The organism is Pedobacter jeongneungensis (assembly GCF_000633455.1).
Classification (GTDB): Bacteria; Bacteroidota; Bacteroidia; order Sphingobacteriales; family Sphingobacteriaceae; genus Pedobacter; species Pedobacter jeongneungensis_A.
Genome location: NZ_AYMG01000027.1, coordinates 36,165 through 53,793, shown reverse-complemented (window position 1 = coordinate 53,793; position 17,629 = coordinate 36,165). Strand labels below are relative to the sequence as shown.

Genomic DNA, 17,629 nt, shown 5'->3' with positions numbered 1-17,629 from the left:
ATGTATTAAATTTAATTGTTAAGATTTGTAGCGGATTTTATTTCATTTATCACATAAGTCATAACTAATTTAGCAATACTATCAATATTGTATTTAGATAAGAATGTCTTGTAAGGTAAAATGATTAATTCTTCATTTCTTGCGTCATTGTATATTCTATAATTATAATCAGCTAAGTCAACGCGTAATTTATAATATATGTTTTTTTGTCTTACTGTTTTTTTCAAAGCAGTACATATAATATTTATTGATGCAGATTTTATCTCGTAACCTTCAAAGGAGTTTTCAGATACATAGTCTTTGGCGGAGAAAAATAAATCTTCGTGATATCCATTTGGTTTGATTTGTAAGATTTGTAAGTCGACATCTACTCTTACAAATAAATCTTTTATTTTTTCGATTTTTGAGTTAATCTCACGAAATAGAGGAACAATACTGTTTTCAATTACATTTGCTATATCAGAATTGGTTTTCTCTTGTTCAAATTCGTTAGGAACCTGATTAAGTTCCTGTTTCAATAACTCCAATTCCTTATCCAGATCGTCATCCTCATCAATATTTTCACCCTTGGCAGCTTTAATACTCAAATCCAAACTCCATAAAAGTTGCTTACCAATATATTCAACAAAAGCATTTAAATCTCCTGCATCTGCCCTATTCAAAGTAGCTAAATAATCTTTTTTCTCCTCACTTTTAATCACTACCAAAGGAAGGTTGTTTTTGGCAAAAACATAATTCATTAAAAGCCTTGCCGTTCTGCCATTACCATCATCAAAAGGATGGATCCGCACAAAACGGTAATGTAAAAGAGCAGCTAAAAGAACCGGGTTTTCTTTTCCGTTGTTTTCATTAAACCAGGCTACTAATTCTGCGATTTCATTTGCTACTTCAGATGGTGCGGTGTAATGGAAAATCTCTCCATTTGAAAGCCTTACTGAGTTTGGCGTTTTTTTGTATTCTCCCGGAATAATCTGTTTACGAGTACTTTGCCCATCAGCAGTAATGGCGTCTTTCCAAAAAGGCTTAACTAAAATCTTTTCATTTAAATTTCTAATGAAATTTTCCAATAGAGGTCTTTCAGTTTCAGCTGCTTCTTCCTGGATCATGCGTAAAGCAACATCATGTGCCTGCATTTCCTGGTATTCACGATAATCGTGTGTGCCTTCAGTCTGATCAAAAATTAATAATAACTCAGTTTCTCCATAAGTTAAAGTGTTGCCTTCTAAATGATTGGAATTGAAATTAAATTCTAAGCGAAACTTCTTGTCAAGCTTGGCTTGATTCTCAGGACTTAAAGGCTTTAACGAATTAAGCATATCTGATTTTTCTTTAATTTCGGATAGCAGGTTTTTAGAAAGCATTGGCAAAGATTTAATTTTTAAGGAAACATGTTAAATTAAGAATAATCTAATATACAAAGGTAACAATCTAAACACTAGTATTAGTTTCGGTAAAAGCTTGGATACTTCCTTTTTTTGTAAAATATGATGCTTAAATTTCAGGCATGAATCTTCGAATTTTAATTTTTCTGCTGGCTTGCAGCCTTTCCATACAGTTAAAAGCACAACAAAAGCCAAACGTAATAATTGTATTGGCCGATGATATGGGTTATGCCGATATTTCATGTTATGGTAGTCCGCTGATAAAAACACCTTTCTTGGATGGAATGGCAGCGAAAGGAATAAAAGCTACAAACTTTGTAACCACTTCACCAACCTGTACTCCATCCAGGGCATCATTATTAACAGGAAGATATTGCAACAGAATGGATCTGCCATGGCCAATAGGCCCGGGCGATAAACGTGGCATACCCGAAGATGAAATTACGATTGCACAGATGCTTAAACAATCGGGTTATGCTACCGCATTGGTGGGCAAATGGCATTTGGGCGATCATGGCGTTTCATTACCCAATAAAAAAGGGTTTGATGAGTTTTACGGTCTTTTATACAGTCATGATTACAGGGCACCTTATGTAAAAACAGATACCACGATTAAGATTTTCAGAAATACAAAACCAGAGATTTATAAACCACACGATAGTATTTTGACGAGTTCTTATACCCGCGAGTCGATTAAATTTATTAAAAAAAGTGCAGCAGAAAAGAAACCGTTTTTTCTTTACCTGGCGCAGAATATGCCGCACTTGCCTGTGGCATTTGCCGCTCAAAAAAGCAGAATAGCACCGTCAGCAGGAGGCGAACTGGGCGATGTAATTGAAGATATGGATGCAGGTTTAGCCGCAATCTGGAAACAGGTAGTCGCTTCTGGACAGGCAGATAATACCATTTTTATTTTCACCAGCGATAATGGCCCGTGGATTAATGCACCACAACGGATGTATGATGATGGGTTTACCAAATTTTATCATGTAGGCTCTGCTGGGATTTTTAGGGGCTCGAAAGGGATTTCTTACGAGGGTGGTCACCGCGTGCCGTTTATCGTATACTGGAAAGGCCATACCCTTAACAATACCCAGTTAACCAAACCAATTTCTAATCTGGATGTTTTTCCTACGCTTGCTGAATGGACAAAAAGCAAACTACCTCAAAGAGTGTATGATGGTGAATCTGTTTCGGGATTACTTACCAACAAAGGTTATAGTAAAACGCATCGCCCAATCTATTACCATAACTATGTTTTAGAAGGGGTGAAAGATGGTGACTGGAAACTTAGGATTACTAAAAAAGATGATAAAGAACTTAGCGAGTTATACAATTTATCCTGGGATCCGGCAGAGCGCGTAAACTTAATAGATGATGCTAAATATGCAGATCAGAAAGCGCATTTGATGAAACTTTACTCGGCATATCCTGGAAATTCAAAGTAAAACCTAACATTTTGTTATTAAGGGGGTTGTTCGTCAGCTCACTAAAGTTTGCCGCCATCATATCCAATTAAAATGTATATTTACTGTTCGGAGACAGAATAAAATGGAAAAAAGATGGGTGCTGGCATCGGATTGTAATGATGACACGATAACAAAAATAGCAGAACAACTTAATATAGATCGCTCACTTGCTCAAATACTGGTGCAGCGGAATATTTGTGATTTCGATCAGGCCAAAGATTTCTTCAGGCCAGACCTCGATCATCTTCATGATCCTTTTTTAATGAAGGATATGGATGTTGCTATTGCCCGTATCGAAACCGCATTGGCTACTCACGAAAAAATATTAATCTATGGCGATTACGATGTAGATGGTACAACTTCGGTTGCGCTGGCTTTCAGTTTCTTTTCACAGCTCACTAAAAATATAGAATATTACATTCCAGACCGTTATCTGGAAGGTTACGGCATTTCTACCGCAGGGATAGATTATGCAAATGCAAACGGATTTTCTTTAATTATTGCCCTGGATTGTGGTATAAAATCTATCGATAAAATTGATTATGCCAATAGTCTAGGAGTCGATTTCATTATCTGCGATCACCATTTACCGGGCGATGAACTGCCTCAGGCCATTGCGGTTTTAGATCCTAAACGTGCTGATTGCCCATATCCTTTTAAAGAGCTTGCCGGCTGTGGTATTGGATTTAAACTGGCACAGGCTTATGCGCAAAAACATGGACTAGCTAAAGCAACTTATCTGCAATATTTAGATTTGGTTATGGTAAGCATAGCTGCCGATATTGTACCGGTAGTAGGCGAAAACAGGATTTTGGCTTATTATGGGCTTAAAAAATTAAATAGCAATCCCTGCGAAGGCTTAAGGGCTTTGATGGAAGTTTCGGGCAAAACGGAAAATTACAGTATTACCGATGTGGTTTTCACCTTAGGTCCGCGGATTAATGCGGCCGGAAGGATAGATCACGCAAAACATGCCGTTGCCATGCTGCTTTGCCAGGTGGATAGTAACTCATTGGAGCAAAGTGAACTCATCAATCTTAAAAATACGGAACGAAAAACTTACGATCAGGACATTACCCGCGAAGCTTTGGCCTTAATTGGCGAAAGTGAAATCCTCATCAACAGGAAAACCACCGTAGTGTTTAACGAAAGCTGGCACAAAGGAGTAATCGGGATTGTAGCCTCGCGTTTAACCGAAAAATATTACCGCCCAACAATTGTACTCACTAAATCTAACGGACATGTGGCGGGTTCGTGCCGCTCGGTAGTGGGCTTCGATTTATATGAAGCTTTAAGTGGCTGCGCGCATTTATTGGATCAATATGGCGGACATAAATTTGCTGCCGGTTTAACTATGCAAGAGCATAATATTGATGCTTTTGCCGATAAATTTGAAGAAATTGTATCTGCTAGCATTACAGAAGAATTGCTTACACCAATGATCAGGATCGATGCAGAAATAGAACTGGCGCAGATTGACGGTAAGTTTTACAGGGTTTTATCGCAAATGGGGCCATTCGGACCTGAAAATATGTCGCCGATTTTTGTTACGCACAATGTATACCTCGCGCAGCATGCTATGGCTGTTGGCCAAAATCATTTAAAAATTAATATAAAACAACAAAATTCGCCTATTTTTGAAGGCATTGCATTTGGCTTGGCAGAATTTCAAAACCTTTTACAACCAAAGGTGCCATTTTCTGTTTGTTATACGTTAGAAGAAAACGTGTGGCGTGATAAAAAACGTTTGCAATTAAATATTAAAGGAATAAAAGTTAATTAAATATTTCTAAGGTATCATCCTGATCCTGTCGAAGAACATTTCGACAAGCTCAATGTGATAACCAAAGAATATCAATCAATATATGATATTAAGAGCCGAAAACCTGGTTAAAAAATACAAACAGCGTACTGTTGTAAACAATGTTTCCTTTAACGTAAGTCAGGGGGAGATTGTTGGACTTTTAGGGCCAAACGGTGCCGGGAAAACAACTTCGTTTTACATGATTGTAGGTTTGATTAAACCGAATGAAGGACGTATATTTTTAGAAGAAGAAGAAATTACGGAAGATCCGATGTACCGCAGGGCACAGAAAGGAATCGGTTATCTGGCTCAGGAAGCATCAGTTTTTAGAAAACTTACTGTAGAAGATAATATTCTTGCCATTTTGGAAATGAGTAAAATGAGCAAGGAAGAACAAAAAGACAAACTTGAAGAACTGATCAATGAGTTTAGCTTACATAAAGTACGTAAAAACCGGGGCGATTTATTATCAGGTGGTGAGCGTCGCCGTACCGAGATTGCCCGTGCTCTAGCGGCCAACCCTAATTTCATTTTATTGGATGAGCCTTTTGCGGGTGTGGATCCAATTGCCGTAGAAGAAATCCAAAGTATTGTTGCCAAATTAAAACATAAAAATATCGGCATTTTAATTACCGACCACAACGTGCAGGAAACGCTTTCCATTACCGATAGGGCATACTTGCTTTTTGAAGGTAAAATTTTAGAACAGGGTGTACCCGAAGTTTTGGCCGAAAACGAAATGGTTAGAAAAGTATATTTAGGATCGAACTTCGTTTTAAAACGGAAAAAATTTGATGTTTAAGCATTCTATCGCCAATAAAAGTATTTTGATCAACAAACAAATTTTCATTTTGGGTGTTGCCTAATCGCGATATTAAAACTAAAGTTATAAAACTATTTACTGTGTATAAAAATCTGTGCGTATCCCTGCGTAATCAATGGGCAAGTATGAAAACCTTTGGCAAAACGAGGCTCATTCACTTTAACATTTAAAGATGGCATTTGTAAATTCAATTTTTACCTGGTTAATGAAAAAGCGGATCCACCAGATCGAGCTTTTTATGAAATACCCCTACGATGTTCAGGAAGAGTGGTTCCATACTTTGATCGATAGTGCAGAAAATACTGAATGGGGCAAAAAATACGATTATAAGTCAATTTTAACCCCGCAACAATACCAGGAGCGGGTTCCCATCCAAAATTACGATAGCCTGAAGCCATTTATTGAGCGTATGCTTAATGGCGAGCAAAATATCCTTTGGCCATCTGATGTTAAATGGTTTGCAAAATCATCGGGTACCACCAGCGATAGAAGCAAGTTTATTCCGGTTTCTCCAGAATCATTAGAAGAATGCCATTTTAAAGGCGGTAAGGATATGCTTTCTATTTATTGTAATAACCGCCCTGATAACCAGATGTTTACCGGTAAAGGTTTAGTTTTAGGTGGCAGCCATCAGGTTAACCAGTTAAACGAAGATTGTTTTTATGGCGATTTATCAGCAGTGCTGATCAAAAATCTTCCCATATGGGCCGAATATTACCGTACACCGGACATGTCCATCGCCCTGATGGACAATTACGAAATCAAGATGGATAGAATGGCCGAAGCCACCATCAACGAAAACGTAACCAGTATTTCAGGGGTACCCACATGGACCATCGTACTGGCAAAAAAAGTGCTCGAACTTACCGGAAAACAGAATTTACTGGAAGTTTGGCCAAACTTAGAGTTATATATTCATGGTGCGGTAAACTTTGCCCCCTATCGTGAGCAGTTTAAGCAACTCATCCCATCCGATGACATGTATTATCTGGAAACTTACAATGCATCCGAAGGATTTTTTGGTATTCAGGACCAGGATAACTCAGAAGAGATGTTGCTAATGCTCGATTATGGTATTTTCTATGAGTTTGTTCCAATGGAGAATATCTGTGAAGAAAATCCTAAAGCATTATTACTTGGAGAAGTAGAACTGCATAAAAATTACGCCATCGTGATTTCTACGAATGGTGGTTTGTGGCGCTACATGATTGGAGATACTATTCAGTTTACCTCGCTTTCTCCTTACCGCATAAAAATTACAGGACGTACCAAACATTTCATTAATGCCTTTGGTGAAGAGGTAATTATTGACAACGCCGAACAAGCCTTAACAAAAGCTTGCCTGGAAACTGGTGCCGAAATAAAAGATTATACCGCCGGACCGATTTACTTTAAAGGCGAAAAGGCCGGAGGGCATGAGTGGATCATCGAATTTGATAAACAGCCTAACGATTTTGAGAAGTTTGTCGATATCATGGATGGCACATTGCGTGAAGTTAACTCTGATTACGATGCCAAACGCTTTAAAGATATGGCGCTGGCCCGTCCTAAGGTACACAACGCACCCGAAAATACGTTTTATAACTGGTTAAAGGCAAAAGATAAACTGGGCGGGCAGCATAAAGTGCCACGCCTCGCTAATGAGCGTAAATACATTGATGATATTTTGGATATAATGAAATCTACTTAAATTTAATAAGTCTAATTTATGCGTGTCAGTCTGAGCCTGTCGAAGACTTTACAGGCTATTTCGACAAACTCACTGTGACTTCGTATAATTTAATAACGCAACTAATTATGAAAAATACCTTACTATTTTTTTTCATTCTAACATCATCGATATATTCAAAAGCCCAGGTTAAAGAAAGCTACAAAGCACAAATTGCGTATAAAATTGTAGAAACCTCACCAAGGTGCAAACAGCTTACCAAAGGTCTCTATGAAAGGGTGGTGAAAAATGGCGGAACCTCTTACGGCATTATGCTCGAAAGTAGTCCGAACCCTCAAACCGATCCATCGCAAGAGTATTCGAAAACCTATAATTTTAACCTGCACGAAAGTTATGCAGATAGGATGCCTGTTATTGCCAGATTTGTATTTGACCCAAAAAAGCAGCAGCTTTACGAAGATGATGTGGTGAATGCACAATTGGTTGCCATAGCCTTCGATAAAAAATTACTCGCGCTCTTCAACAAAAAATAAATGAAAAGCATCAGCTATAAACAGGTGGCCTGGCTATTGTTTTTTGCCTATTTTTTTATGCTGATGGTGCAGATTACTTTGCGTTATATCCCCTTGAATAGCGAAGTTTCTTTTTTACAGATCAAACAGACCGAAGTATCCGGAATCAAAGCCTACCTGCCTATATTTTACATACATGTGTACAGTGCCATTTTTGTGCTGCTAGCCGGTTTTACACAGTTTAACAGCAAAATTTTAGCTAAGTATCCTAAAATACACCAATGGTTGGGCTATTTATATGTAGGTTTAGTGTTATTGTTTGCCTCACCATCAGGTATTTTTATTGGTTGGTTTGCAAATGGCGGGTTAATGGCAAAAACCTCATTCATAATTTTAGGTATTTTATGGTTCTGGTTTACCATTAAAGCGATATTATTGATCTTGAAAAGAAAAATAATTGCCCATAAAAAGTTCATGTACCGCAGTTTTGCTTTAGCAGCTTCTGCCATCACGTTAAGGCTCTGGAAAGTTATTTTAGTATATTTATTCCATCCGGCTCCTATGGATGTATATCAGATTATCGCCTGGCTGGGCTGGATACCCAATTTGTTAATTGCCGAATGGCTGATCAAAAAGAAAATCGTTTGACCTATAAAAACAAATAAAACACTATGAAAAAGATCTTATTACTCGCTCTGGTCCCACTTTTAATGCTGTCATGCAGAGATACAAAAAAAACTAACACTACAAAGGCAGCTGGTGTGGCTCAACAGGAAATCCACAAAGAACTGTATGGTTTTTGGGTTGGTGATTTTTACACAACAGATGAATTAGAGTACGAAGGCGACATGTCTGACGCTATTAAAAAACTGAATATCAATATCAAAAAAATCACTAAAGATACGGTAATTGCCCAGAGCGTAGTTTCTGGTAACAGCCGTCCGCTATTGGGTAAATTATCTGAAGACGGAAGTAAAATCAGTTTTGTTTTAGATGAGCCTGGCACCGAAAAATACGATGGAAAATTTGAAATCACACTGGTTGGCGATACCTTAATAGGAAAATGGAATGCCTACAAAAAAGAACTAAAATGGCCTGAAAAAGAATTTAAATTACTCAAAAAGAACTTTGAATATAATGCAAGCCTAATGTTGCCATCAGAATCGAGTTATGTAGACTGGAGTGACCACAAGATGGTAAAAAGACTGGATACCTTAGAAGATGGACAGGTTGATACCCTGAAGGCAAATCCTTTTTACAGAAGTGCATCCGATCAGATTTTTAAATTAAACGCTTCAACAACGCTACTTAAAGAGGAAGATGTAAAGAATTTAAGAAAACTTGATCTCCAGATTCTTAAAAATACCATTTTTGCCAGACATGGTTATGCCTTTAAAAAACAGACTTTTAGAAATTTTTTCGATCCTGTAGAATGGTATGTGCCTGTTAAAAACAACGTTGATAATGATTTAACCTCAGTCGAAAATAAAAATATTAAGTTATTAGACCGGTTTACCAAATATGCAGAAGACAATTATGATGCTTTTGGCCGTTAATTTGTAATACAATTAACTATGAAATTGAACAGGGAGAAAATATTGGGTTTCTTTAGAAAATCGGAAAGTAAGGCTTCGGTGATTTTAAGTAGTAAAACAAAAGCCAGCAATACCATTAAAGATGCTTTAGGAAAGGCAGTAACCAATAAAGGCGATCTGGAAGGGGTTTGGTCGAAACTGGTATTGCTGTTTGCTGTATCGAAAGATTATGTAAACGGCGACTATACTGAAATCCCGAAAAGATCCATTATAGCCATTTTAGGAGGACTGATTTACTTTTTGTCGCCCGTAGATGTGATACCAGATTTTGTACCTGTATTGGGCTTTGTTGACGATATTTATATCTTAAACCTGGTATACAGGCAGGTAGTTAAGGACCTCGAAAAATATAAAGTCTGGAAAGATGCCCAGGTGAAATTTATTGGAGATATTAATGGCTCAACCGCAACATAGTTTTATCGATTGGTTGGGGAATCATCTTTTTAGTTGTCCTTTTAAGGCACATTTCGGGATAGATTGCCCTGGCTGTGGTTTACAGCGCTCGGTTTTAGCCCTTTTTAGCGGAGATATCATATCTTCATTTAAATTTTACCCGGCAACAATCCCACTCCTTTTTGTGGTTTTATTTACCATTGTTCACCTTAAAGTAGATTTTAAGTTTGGAGCACAGCTCATTAAAATCGTTTTTGCAGGTGTTGCAGTAATTATCTTAATCAATTACATTTACAAAATATATACTCACCAATTGATCTAAATATACCGATGTCAGAAGAACAAGGAAATCCCGAAGAAAATAAACCCATTGATCTTTCAAAGAATCAAAATCCAGAACCAGCACCTTTTCAGCCGATTGATCAGGGACCTGTAACACCACCGCCTTTCCAACAACCTCCACCGTTTCAGCAGCAGCCGCCATTTGGTCAGTTTGGAGCCGGAGGATTTGGTCAGCAAAATTTACCTAACGCCACAGCTTCGCTTGTATTGGGTATTTTAGCCATCCCCGCTTGTTGCTTCTATGGTGTATTTGGGCTAATATTCGGAGTAATTGCGTGGATATTGGGCGCAGGTGACATGAAAAAGTATCAGCTTAATCCCAGTTTGTATACCGAATCATCATATAAAAACGCAAAGGCTGGTAAAATCTGCGGAATGATTGCAACCATTTTAAGTTTATTATTTATCGTTGTTGTTGTACTTATTGTTGCAGGTGCAATAGCTAATCCTCAGCTATTTGACGAATTTATTAAAGGTGTGAAGTAGTGAATTAATTTTACCTTAAAAATATAAATCGAATGGTGCATGCCATTCGATTTTCTTATTTTTGTATCATTGAAATTGTAAATAAAAACTAAGATAATGTATCCAGAATATTTAGTAGAACCAATGCGTAAGGAATTAACTAACGTTGGTTTTCAAGAATTAAAAAATGCAGCAGATGTAGATCAGGCTATTAAAGGCGAAGGTACGGTGTTGGTAGTGGTGAATTCGGTTTGTGGTTGTGCAGCAGCAAATGCACGTCCGGCAGCCAGAGCAGCAGCAGCACACGAAAAACATCCTGATAAATTGGTTACCGTTTTTGCAGGTATGGAAAAAGAAGCGGTAGATCAGGCCAGGAACTACATGATGCCTTTCCCTCCATCTTCTCCGGCAATGGCTTTGTTTAAAGATGGTAAATTGGTGCATATGATCGAACGCCACCAGATTGAAGGTCGTCCGGCACAAATGATTGCTGATAACCTGATTGGTGCTTTTGAGCAATATTGCTAAAGATTGATTGTACAGATTGAGGGATTACATCAATAAGTAATTCTTAAAATTATATTGAAAAGGTGAATGGAAACATTCGCCTTTTTGCATTTGTGGAGTTGCTAAACTAACTGGTTTATCTTGCCACGGAAACACGGAGTATTCATCGTTATGCCATCCTGAGGGATAATATATTTCATAAAAATCGATATAAATGACAGGTTTTTTTGGCAAAATGATAGGCTGCGTGAGATCGTCATTCCCAACTCGATTGGGAACCACGGAGTGCTCATGAATACCTTTGAAACAAGGGAAGCTTATGAATAATCGTAATGCAATAAGCTTTAAGATTCCCGCCTACGCGGGAATGACGATCATTCTTAGGATGACGACTCCTTCTTTAATCTGTGTTTACTAAAAATCCTTATTCAGCAATTTCTCTAATTCCCCGAAAGAAACATTCATCCTTACACGGCCTTGCTTGGCATACGATATTTCTCCGGTTTCTTCAGATATGATTACCGCAACCGCATCAGTGGTTTCAGAAACACCAATCCCGGCGCGGTGCCTTAAGCCAAACTGCGATGGCAACTGGTCGTTATCCGTTAAAGGTAAAATACAACTGGCACTTTTAATCTTGTTTTCAGAAATCACTACGGCACCATCATGCAGCGGACTATTTTTCTGGAAGATACTTTCTAATAAACGTTTTGATATTTTGGCATCTACAATTTCGCAGCTATTGGCAAAAAACTGTTCATCATAAAATTTAACGAATACCATTAATGCACCAGTACGGGTTTTTTTCATGGTTTTGCAGGCATCGATAATGGGTTTTATCCTCGTTAAATTGTTCCTTTCAATCTCTTTTCTGCCAAATAAATAACCCCACCAGGCTTTGTTTTTCTGTAAAAAAGCGTTCTTCCCGATCAGTAAAAGAAAACGCCTGATCTCCGGGTGGAAAATTACAATCAAGGCAATAATCCCCACGCTCATAAACTTGTCTATGATTGCGGTCAATAATTCCATGTGTAAGGCCTTTACTATCCAGTAAAAAACTGTAATAATAAACATGCCCACAAGCAAATTAACGGCTAGTGTATTGCGGATTAAGGTATAAACGTAGTAAATTAATAAGGCCACCAGAATGATATCAACGATATCAGTTGGCGATACTTTAAGGAAGTCAAAATCAAAACCTTTCATTTAGTGGCAAGATAGCAAAACGGATTTCAGTATACAAGATAGGTTAATTGTTTAAAGCGGTTAATTGTTTGGGGTTGTGGGTTAATTGTTTAAAACGGTTAATCGGTTAATTGTTTGGGTGCATAAGAATTAATTCTTTAATATCGATCTGCGTAATGCATTTAGCTTGTTTGTTAATTCATCTAGTTTTAACCTGAATGAAATATATTCATCTTCATTGATATACTCCAAATCGTATGCTCCGATAATGTGATTAATAGTTTCTATCGCGCTTGAATAAGACATGGATATAAAGTGTGCTTTGTCTTTGGAAGTAATTCTCGCTGAACCTTCTGCCAAACAATCCCCAATGCTGCTGGATGATCCTTTAATCTGACTGGTTAAGCCAAATGTTTCATCTTTTGGGAATTTTCTCGTCAAGTTGTAAATGTCTTTTCTAAACATTCTGGCTTTTTGCCAGGTTTCTAATTTTTCAAAGGAATATACATGCATCATAATTAAATTTTAGGTTTTAATCATTAGATGTAAGCCGAGAATAGGAATATTTGAGATGAATTTAAGCCATTAATTGTAAATGACCAATTAATTTCATAGATTATGAATGTTCAATTAACCTATTGACCATATCTTGTCAGTTAACCGATTTAAACAATTAACCAGTTAACCTTTCAATCTTTCCACCAACCTCACACATTCCACAGCTTCCTTCACATCATGCACCCTTAAAATACCAGCGCCTTTTTGCAGCGCAATAGTATTAAGTATGGTTGTTCCGTTTAGCGCTTCTGCTGCTGTAGTGCCGAGTGTTTTATAAATCATTCCCTTACGCGAGAAACCCACCAAAACAGGCAGCTTGAATATTTTAAAGGCCTCCATCTGGTTGAGCAATTCGTAATTATGTTCAGTTGTTTTTCCGAAACCAAAACCTGGGTCGATAATGATGTCGTGAATATGTAATGCTTTAAGTGCAGCAACTTTTTTCGCCAGGTAATCAATAACCTCTAAAAGCACATTATTATAAACCGGATTTTGTTGCATGTTTTGTGGGGTACCCTGCATGTGCATGATCATATAAGGTACCTGTAGTTGGGCTACGGTTTCGAACATCTTCTCGTCCATATCGCCACTGGCAATATCGTTAATGATGTGTGCGCCTGCTAAAATGGTTTCTTCGGCTACTTTCGCCCTAAAGGTATCGATGGAAATTACTGCTTCCGGAAATTCCTTTGTTAAAACTTCAACCATGGGAACCAAACGATCTATTTCTTCATTTGTCGAAATATCTTTAGCGCCTGGCCTTGATGAATACCCACCAATATCGATAAAAGTAGCGCCCTCGTTTAAAAATTGGGCAGCTTTGGTTAAGGCTTCATCTATTGTTTTTGTACGGCTGTTGCTATAAAAAGAATCGGGGGTAATGTTCAAAATCCCCATCACTTTTGGCCTGCTTAAATCGATAAGTCTGCCTTTTATGTTTAAGCTTTGTTTGGGCTCAAAAAAGTTTTTTTCTGCCATAATAAACCCTTTCGGGATTTGGGTTTCGCTTTAAAAATGTATCTTTAGCTTTTGTTTTTTCACGACAAAAATACACTAAAAACTAAATAATTATTGGCTTTGGCACAAACAAATACCTCTACAGAATTTGATGAAGTGATTGCGGTTTGCAGATCATTATTTTTAAAAAAAACTAAAGATTACGGCACTGCATGGCGGATTTTAAGACCGAGTTCGATCACCGATCAGATTTTTATCAAGGCACAACGCATTCGTACCCTGGAAGAAAAAAAAGTAAGCAAGGTGGGAGAGGGCGTAGTATCCGAATACATTGGCATTGTTAACTACTGTGTAATTGCCATGATGCAACTCGAACTGTCAGACAGCGACCCCAATGAAATGCCTTACGCTGAGGTTGAAAAACTCTTTGAAGGAAAAGTGACCGAAACCAAAGATTTAATGTTTGCTAAAAACCACGATTATGGCGAGGCCTGGCGCGATATGCGCGTTAGCTCTTTAACCGATCTGATTTTGATGAAAATTTTTAGGGTTAAACAGATTGAAGATAATGAAGGACAGACGCTGGCTTCTGAAGGTGTAGAAGCGAATTATCAGGACATGCTGAACTATTCGGTTTTTGCTTTGATTAAGTTAGGCGTTAAATAAAATAAAATTGCCCCCATCACCATTAGAAAAACAATTATACCGATGCAAAATGTACTTTTAAGATGCTCCAGAGTTTTTGTTGGTGCCTTATTCATCTTTTCAGGATTAATCAAAGCAAACGACCCGCTTGGTTTTGGCTATAAACTGCAGGAATATTTTGAGGTTTTTCACATGAACTTTCTCAGTGGAATGGCTACTGGTATTGCTATTTTGCTTTGTACTTTAGAAATTGTATTGGGTGCATTATTGTTACTGGGTTTCTGGAGCAAAAAAGTTGCCTGGGGTTTATTATTGCTGATCATCTTTTTTACCCTGCTAACATTTATTTCTGCCGCATTTAAAGTGGTTACTAGTTGTGGCTGTTTTGGCGATGCCATTCCGCTTACCCCCTGGCAGTCGTTCAGTAAAGACCTGATTCTTTTGGTGCTTATTATTGTGATTTTCTTAAAGAAAGACCTGATTCAACCTTTGTTTAAAAAAGAAGCCACGCAAAGGAATATTGCCATTGCTGCAACCGCTGTATCTCTGGGTTTCGGTCTTTACACTTATAATGTGCTGCCAATTCTAGATTTCTTACCTTACAAAGTTGGTGCACATATTCCTTCATTAATGGTGATCCCTCCGGGAGAAAAGCCTGATGAATTTGAGATCATGTACCACCTGAAGAACAAGAAAACCAAAGAAGAGAAGGATATGAGTGATAAAGATTACCTTAAAACGGAAATCTGGAAGGATAACAATTGGGAAATTATAGGTGAGCCTACCAAAAACCTCGTAAAAAAAGGATTTGAACCTAAAATAAAAGATTTAAATATTACCGACGCTTCTGGTACTGATTATACCAAAGAACTGATCGAAAATCCATACTATAATTTAATTTTTGTGGCTTACGATCTTCATAGTGCAAATGAGGCAGCCATTGGTAAATTAAATGCGCTGGCTATAAATGCTACGCAGCAATTTAATATCCGTACGGTATTACTTACTTCTAACTCTGCACAGGATGCACAGGTTTTTATCAAAAAGAACAACCTGTTTTCAGAAGTGTTTTATGCCGATGCGGTGCCCTTAAAGAGCATGGTAAGGGCAAATCCGGGTGTTTTACTAATGAAAAATGGAGTAGTGATCAATAAATGGCATTTCCATAATGTTCCTACTTTCGATCAGTTGAGCAGAAAATATTTCGATAAATAACATGATCGGATACGCACTGAAAAAACTGATGTATGGACTACTGGTAATGGGTGGTGTGATATTGGTTGTTTTTGTGCTGTTCAATATTTTACCCGGCGACCCTGCCCGGATGACGATGGGACAGCGTGCAGATGTACAATCACTTGAGGCCGTTCGTAAAGAATTTGGTTTAGATCGCTCCAAACCAGTCCAGTTTGTTTTGTATATCAACGATTTATCCCCAATCAGTGTCCTGGATAATGATAGTGCCAGTCAGCAGAAGTACCATTATGCTAAACTGATTACTTTTGATAAAAAAGTACTGGCACTAAAATGGCCATACCTACGTAGTTCTTACCAAACCAAACGCGATGTAACAGCCATCCTTTCCGAAACGGTACCGAACACTTTTATCCTCGCTTTAACCGCAATGATTTTTGCCACTATGATAGGTGTATTTCTAGGCGTTCTATCGGCGGTTTATAAAGATTCGTGGATTGATAAATCGGCTAATGCGTTTGCTATTTTGGGAATATCTGCACCTTCTTTTTTTGCTGGGATTATTATTGCCTGGCTTTTCGGATTTGTGCTAAGCAATTACACAGGTTTAAAAATGAGTGGTAGCTTATATTCTTACGATCCATTTAGTGGTGAAGTATTAACCCTGAGAAATTTATGGTTGCCGATGATTACCCTGGGTTTAAGGCCTTTGGCCATTATTGTACAGCTTACCAGAAGCGCCATGTTGGATGTATTGGCACAGGATTACATCAGGACCGCACGCGCTAAAGGTTTAAGCAGAAATGCCATTATCTACAAACATGCTTTGAAAAATGCGATGAACCCGGTTATTACAGCCATTTCTGGATGGTTCGCCTCTCTATTGGCAGGTTCCTTTTTTGTAGAATATATTTTTGGTTATAATGGCTTAGGAAGAACAACGGTAACTGCCTTAGAAATGTCTGATTTTCCGGTGGTGATGGGCTCTATTCTTTTTATCGCTTTCGTATTTGTGGTGATCAATATTCTGGTTGATATTTTATATGCTTATGTGGATCCAAGGGTTAAATTAAGTTAAAGCGATGCAGGAAGAGGAAATCATCAATTATACCGAGCTTGCCGATGGCCGGATTATCGAAATATTTAAACTGGCAACGGTTGAATTATCCGATGCTGAACGGTTATTTAGTCATGTGCTTAATGCACAGCATATTTGGGCACAACGTATTTCAGGTAAAAAACCGCTTTATGGTGTTTGGGACATTCACTCAAAGGAAAATTTTGAACGCCTTTCTGCAGATAATTTCAAACTGATCAGGGAGACAATGAATAACAATCCATTGGATAAAAGAATTATTTATACCAATTCGAGGGGTGATCAATATGAAAACCGGATAGATGAAATTTTATTTCATTTATTTAATCATTCTACTTATCATCGCGGACAGGTTGTAACTTTATTGAAAAAGGCAGGTTTTACGCCGCCTGTAACCGATTATATTATGTTAAAACGCGACCATTTGTTATAGGTCGGCTATAAAAACTTCAGATGAAAATTTTCCTTATCGGATATATGGGCTGCGGCAAAAGCACCAAAGCAAAACAATTGGCACACCGTTTAGAGTGTCCGGTGATAGATCTTGATGCCGAAATTGTTTCGAAAACAGGTAAAACCATAGCCGAATATTTTGCCGAATTTGGAGAAAGTGGGTTTAGGGATTATGAAAGCGAAATGCTTAAAACCTTCGATTACCCTGAAACTTGTGTGGTGGCTACCGGAGGTGGATTGCCATGTTTTTTCGATAATATGGAATGGATGAATGCGCATGGCGAAACAGTATACCTGCAAATGGAACCTGCTGCCTTGGTTTCACGTTTACATAACCGTCAAAAGCGCCCGTTGATTAAAGATTTAAATGATGAACAACTCCTGGTATTCATTAAAGAAAAACTTCAGGAACGTGACCCTTTTTATACAAAAGCGAAAATAATTGTGGATGCATTTGATCTGGATGGAGAAAAGCTGGAAGAAGCGATTGAGGGAAGTCGTTAGTCTATAGTCCTTAGTCCCGAGTCTTCAGTCTTTAGTCGATTAATCGCTTAAAGCAATGCTGCCATAGGTCATGAGC

Annotated in this window: 20 protein-coding genes; 16 read left to right on the top strand and 4 right to left on the bottom strand. The window is 37.9% G+C overall.

Features of this window, described 5'->3' with window-relative positions:
- Positions 1-11: 11 nt before the first annotated feature.
- Positions 12-1,361, bottom strand: a complete 1,350-nt coding sequence (locus U859_RS30605; RefSeq protein ID WP_025145577.1) for a Fic family protein — start codon at positions 1,359-1,361, stop codon at positions 12-14.
- Between the two features lie 143 nt (positions 1,362-1,504).
- Here U859_RS30605 and U859_RS0122710 point away from each other — a divergent pair, with 143 nt between their 5' ends.
- The 11 genes from U859_RS0122710 (at position 1,505) to U859_RS0122660 (ending at position 10,982) form a co-directional block, all read left to right on the top strand.
- A complete protein-coding gene (locus tag U859_RS0122710) occupies positions 1,505-2,830 on the top strand; it encodes a sulfatase-like hydrolase/transferase (RefSeq protein ID WP_025145576.1) in 1,326 nt (441 codons plus the stop codon).
- 103 nt (positions 2,831-2,933) lie between these two features.
- Positions 2,934-4,634, top strand: coding sequence for a single-stranded-DNA-specific exonuclease RecJ (gene recJ, locus U859_RS0122705; protein WP_025145575.1), 1,701 nt, complete (start codon positions 2,934-2,936; stop codon positions 4,632-4,634).
- A gap of 82 nt (positions 4,635-4,716) precedes the next feature.
- Entirely contained in the window at positions 4,717-5,457 is a 741-nt protein-coding gene (gene lptB, locus U859_RS0122700) for an LPS export ABC transporter ATP-binding protein (RefSeq protein ID WP_025145574.1), read from the top strand.
- Positions 5,458-5,650: 193 nt separating this feature from the next.
- A complete protein-coding gene (locus U859_RS0122695) occupies positions 5,651-7,168 on the top strand; it encodes a GH3 auxin-responsive promoter family protein (RefSeq protein WP_025145573.1) in 1,518 nt (505 codons plus the stop codon).
- Positions 7,169-7,275: 107 nt separating this feature from the next.
- A complete protein-coding gene (locus U859_RS0122690; protein WP_025145572.1) occupies positions 7,276-7,680 on the top strand; it encodes a hypothetical protein in 405 nt (134 codons plus the stop codon).
- Positions 7,681-8,307 carry a DUF2306 domain-containing protein gene (locus tag U859_RS0122685; protein WP_025145571.1) on the top strand — a complete coding sequence of 209 codons (627 nt, stop codon included), beginning with the start codon at positions 7,681-7,683 and terminating at the stop codon, positions 8,305-8,307.
- Positions 8,308-8,330: 23 nt separating this feature from the next.
- Positions 8,331-9,215, top strand: coding sequence for a YARHG domain-containing protein (locus U859_RS0122680; protein ID WP_025145570.1), 885 nt, complete (start codon positions 8,331-8,333; stop codon positions 9,213-9,215).
- A gap of 18 nt (positions 9,216-9,233) precedes the next feature.
- Positions 9,234-9,668: a YkvA family protein gene (locus tag U859_RS0122675; protein ID WP_025145569.1), complete on the top strand. Its 435-nt coding sequence runs from the start codon at positions 9,234-9,236 to the stop codon at positions 9,666-9,668.
- Entirely contained in the window at positions 9,649-9,969 is a 321-nt protein-coding gene (locus U859_RS0122670; protein WP_025145568.1) for a DUF2752 domain-containing protein, read from the top strand. Before U859_RS0122675 ends, U859_RS0122670 begins: the two co-directional genes overlap by 20 nt.
- A gap of 8 nt (positions 9,970-9,977) precedes the next feature.
- Positions 9,978-10,475 carry a CCC motif membrane protein gene (locus tag U859_RS31695; RefSeq protein WP_025145567.1) on the top strand — a complete coding sequence of 166 codons (498 nt, stop codon included), beginning with the start codon at positions 9,978-9,980 and terminating at the stop codon, positions 10,473-10,475.
- Positions 10,476-10,571: 96 nt separating this feature from the next.
- On the top strand, positions 10,572-10,982 hold the full coding sequence (locus U859_RS0122660; protein ID WP_025145566.1) for a BrxA/BrxB family bacilliredoxin: 411 nt from the start codon (positions 10,572-10,574) through the stop codon (positions 10,980-10,982).
- Between the two features lie 393 nt (positions 10,983-11,375).
- On the opposite strand, the gene cdaA is transcribed toward U859_RS0122660, so the two are convergent.
- The 3 genes from cdaA to folP form a co-directional block, all read right to left on the bottom strand.
- Positions 11,376-12,167: a diadenylate cyclase CdaA gene (cdaA, locus tag U859_RS0122655; protein WP_025145565.1), complete on the bottom strand. Its 792-nt coding sequence runs from the start codon at positions 12,165-12,167 to the stop codon at positions 11,376-11,378.
- A gap of 129 nt (positions 12,168-12,296) precedes the next feature.
- Positions 12,297-12,662, bottom strand: a complete 366-nt coding sequence (locus U859_RS0122650; RefSeq protein WP_240183085.1) for a four helix bundle protein — start codon at positions 12,660-12,662, stop codon at positions 12,297-12,299.
- Positions 12,663-12,827: 165 nt separating this feature from the next.
- Positions 12,828-13,682 carry a dihydropteroate synthase gene (gene folP / locus U859_RS0122645; protein ID WP_025145563.1) on the bottom strand — a complete coding sequence of 285 codons (855 nt, stop codon included), beginning with the start codon at positions 13,680-13,682 and terminating at the stop codon, positions 12,828-12,830.
- A gap of 99 nt (positions 13,683-13,781) precedes the next feature.
- Between folP and U859_RS0122640 the strand changes: the two genes are divergently transcribed.
- Genes U859_RS0122640 through U859_RS0122620 form a run of 5 tightly spaced genes read left to right on the top strand, consistent with a single transcriptional unit; the run spans position 13,782 to position 17,553 of the window.
- The gene (locus U859_RS0122640; protein ID WP_029986066.1) at positions 13,782-14,327 is read left to right on the top strand and encodes a DUF1599 domain-containing protein; all 546 of its coding nucleotides are present in this window, start codon (positions 13,782-13,784) and stop codon (positions 14,325-14,327) included.
- A 42-nt stretch (positions 14,328-14,369) separates the two neighbouring features.
- Positions 14,370-15,521 carry a BT_3928 family protein gene (locus tag U859_RS0122635; RefSeq protein WP_025145561.1) on the top strand — a complete coding sequence of 384 codons (1,152 nt, stop codon included), beginning with the start codon at positions 14,370-14,372 and terminating at the stop codon, positions 15,519-15,521.
- A gap of 1 nt (position 15,522) precedes the next feature.
- A complete protein-coding gene (locus U859_RS0122630; protein WP_025145560.1) occupies positions 15,523-16,578 on the top strand; it encodes an ABC transporter permease in 1,056 nt (351 codons plus the stop codon).
- A gap of 4 nt (positions 16,579-16,582) precedes the next feature.
- Positions 16,583-17,029 (top strand): DinB family protein, encoded by a 447-nt coding sequence (locus U859_RS0122625; RefSeq protein ID WP_025145559.1) that lies wholly within the window; start codon positions 16,583-16,585, stop codon positions 17,027-17,029.
- Between the two features lie 20 nt (positions 17,030-17,049).
- Complete coding sequence (locus U859_RS0122620; protein WP_025145558.1) at positions 17,050-17,553, top strand: shikimate kinase; 504 nt, start codon at positions 17,050-17,052, stop codon at positions 17,551-17,553.
- The last annotated feature ends 76 nt before the right edge of the window (positions 17,554-17,629 follow it).

Excerpts from the sequence above, each read along its gene's own strand:
- U859_RS30605 (WP_025145577.1), bottom strand. The coding sequence starts at position 1,361 with ATGCTTTCTAAAAACCTGCTATCCGAAATTAAAGAAAAATCAGATATG.
- U859_RS0122710 (WP_025145576.1), top strand. The coding sequence starts at position 1,505 with ATGAATCTTCGAATTTTAATTTTTCTGCTGGCTTGCAGCCTTTCCATA.
- recJ (WP_025145575.1), top strand. The coding sequence starts at position 2,934 with ATGGAAAAAAGATGGGTGCTGGCATCGGATTGTAATGATGACACGATA.
- lptB (WP_025145574.1), top strand. The coding sequence starts at position 4,717 with ATGATATTAAGAGCCGAAAACCTGGTTAAAAAATACAAACAGCGTACT.
- U859_RS0122695 (WP_025145573.1), top strand. The coding sequence starts at position 5,651 with ATGGCATTTGTAAATTCAATTTTTACCTGGTTAATGAAAAAGCGGATC.
- U859_RS0122690 (WP_025145572.1), top strand. The coding sequence starts at position 7,276 with ATGAAAAATACCTTACTATTTTTTTTCATTCTAACATCATCGATATAT.
- U859_RS0122685 (WP_025145571.1), top strand. The coding sequence starts at position 7,681 with ATGAAAAGCATCAGCTATAAACAGGTGGCCTGGCTATTGTTTTTTGCC.
- U859_RS0122680 (WP_025145570.1), top strand. The coding sequence starts at position 8,331 with ATGAAAAAGATCTTATTACTCGCTCTGGTCCCACTTTTAATGCTGTCA.
- U859_RS0122675 (WP_025145569.1), top strand. The coding sequence starts at position 9,234 with ATGAAATTGAACAGGGAGAAAATATTGGGTTTCTTTAGAAAATCGGAA.
- U859_RS0122670 (WP_025145568.1), top strand. The coding sequence starts at position 9,649 with ATGGCTCAACCGCAACATAGTTTTATCGATTGGTTGGGGAATCATCTT.
- U859_RS31695 (WP_025145567.1), top strand. The coding sequence starts at position 9,978 with ATGTCAGAAGAACAAGGAAATCCCGAAGAAAATAAACCCATTGATCTT.
- U859_RS0122660 (WP_025145566.1), top strand. The coding sequence starts at position 10,572 with ATGTATCCAGAATATTTAGTAGAACCAATGCGTAAGGAATTAACTAAC.
- cdaA (WP_025145565.1), bottom strand. The coding sequence starts at position 12,167 with ATGAAAGGTTTTGATTTTGACTTCCTTAAAGTATCGCCAACTGATATC.
- U859_RS0122650 (WP_240183085.1), bottom strand. The coding sequence starts at position 12,662 with ATGATGCATGTATATTCCTTTGAAAAATTAGAAACCTGGCAAAAAGCC.
- folP (WP_025145563.1), bottom strand. The coding sequence starts at position 13,682 with ATGGCAGAAAAAAACTTTTTTGAGCCCAAACAAAGCTTAAACATAAAA.
- U859_RS0122635 (WP_025145561.1), top strand. The coding sequence starts at position 14,370 with ATGCAAAATGTACTTTTAAGATGCTCCAGAGTTTTTGTTGGTGCCTTA.
- U859_RS0122630 (WP_025145560.1), top strand. The coding sequence starts at position 15,523 with ATGATCGGATACGCACTGAAAAAACTGATGTATGGACTACTGGTAATG.
- U859_RS0122625 (WP_025145559.1), top strand. The coding sequence starts at position 16,583 with ATGCAGGAAGAGGAAATCATCAATTATACCGAGCTTGCCGATGGCCGG.
- U859_RS0122620 (WP_025145558.1), top strand. The coding sequence starts at position 17,050 with ATGAAAATTTTCCTTATCGGATATATGGGCTGCGGCAAAAGCACCAAA.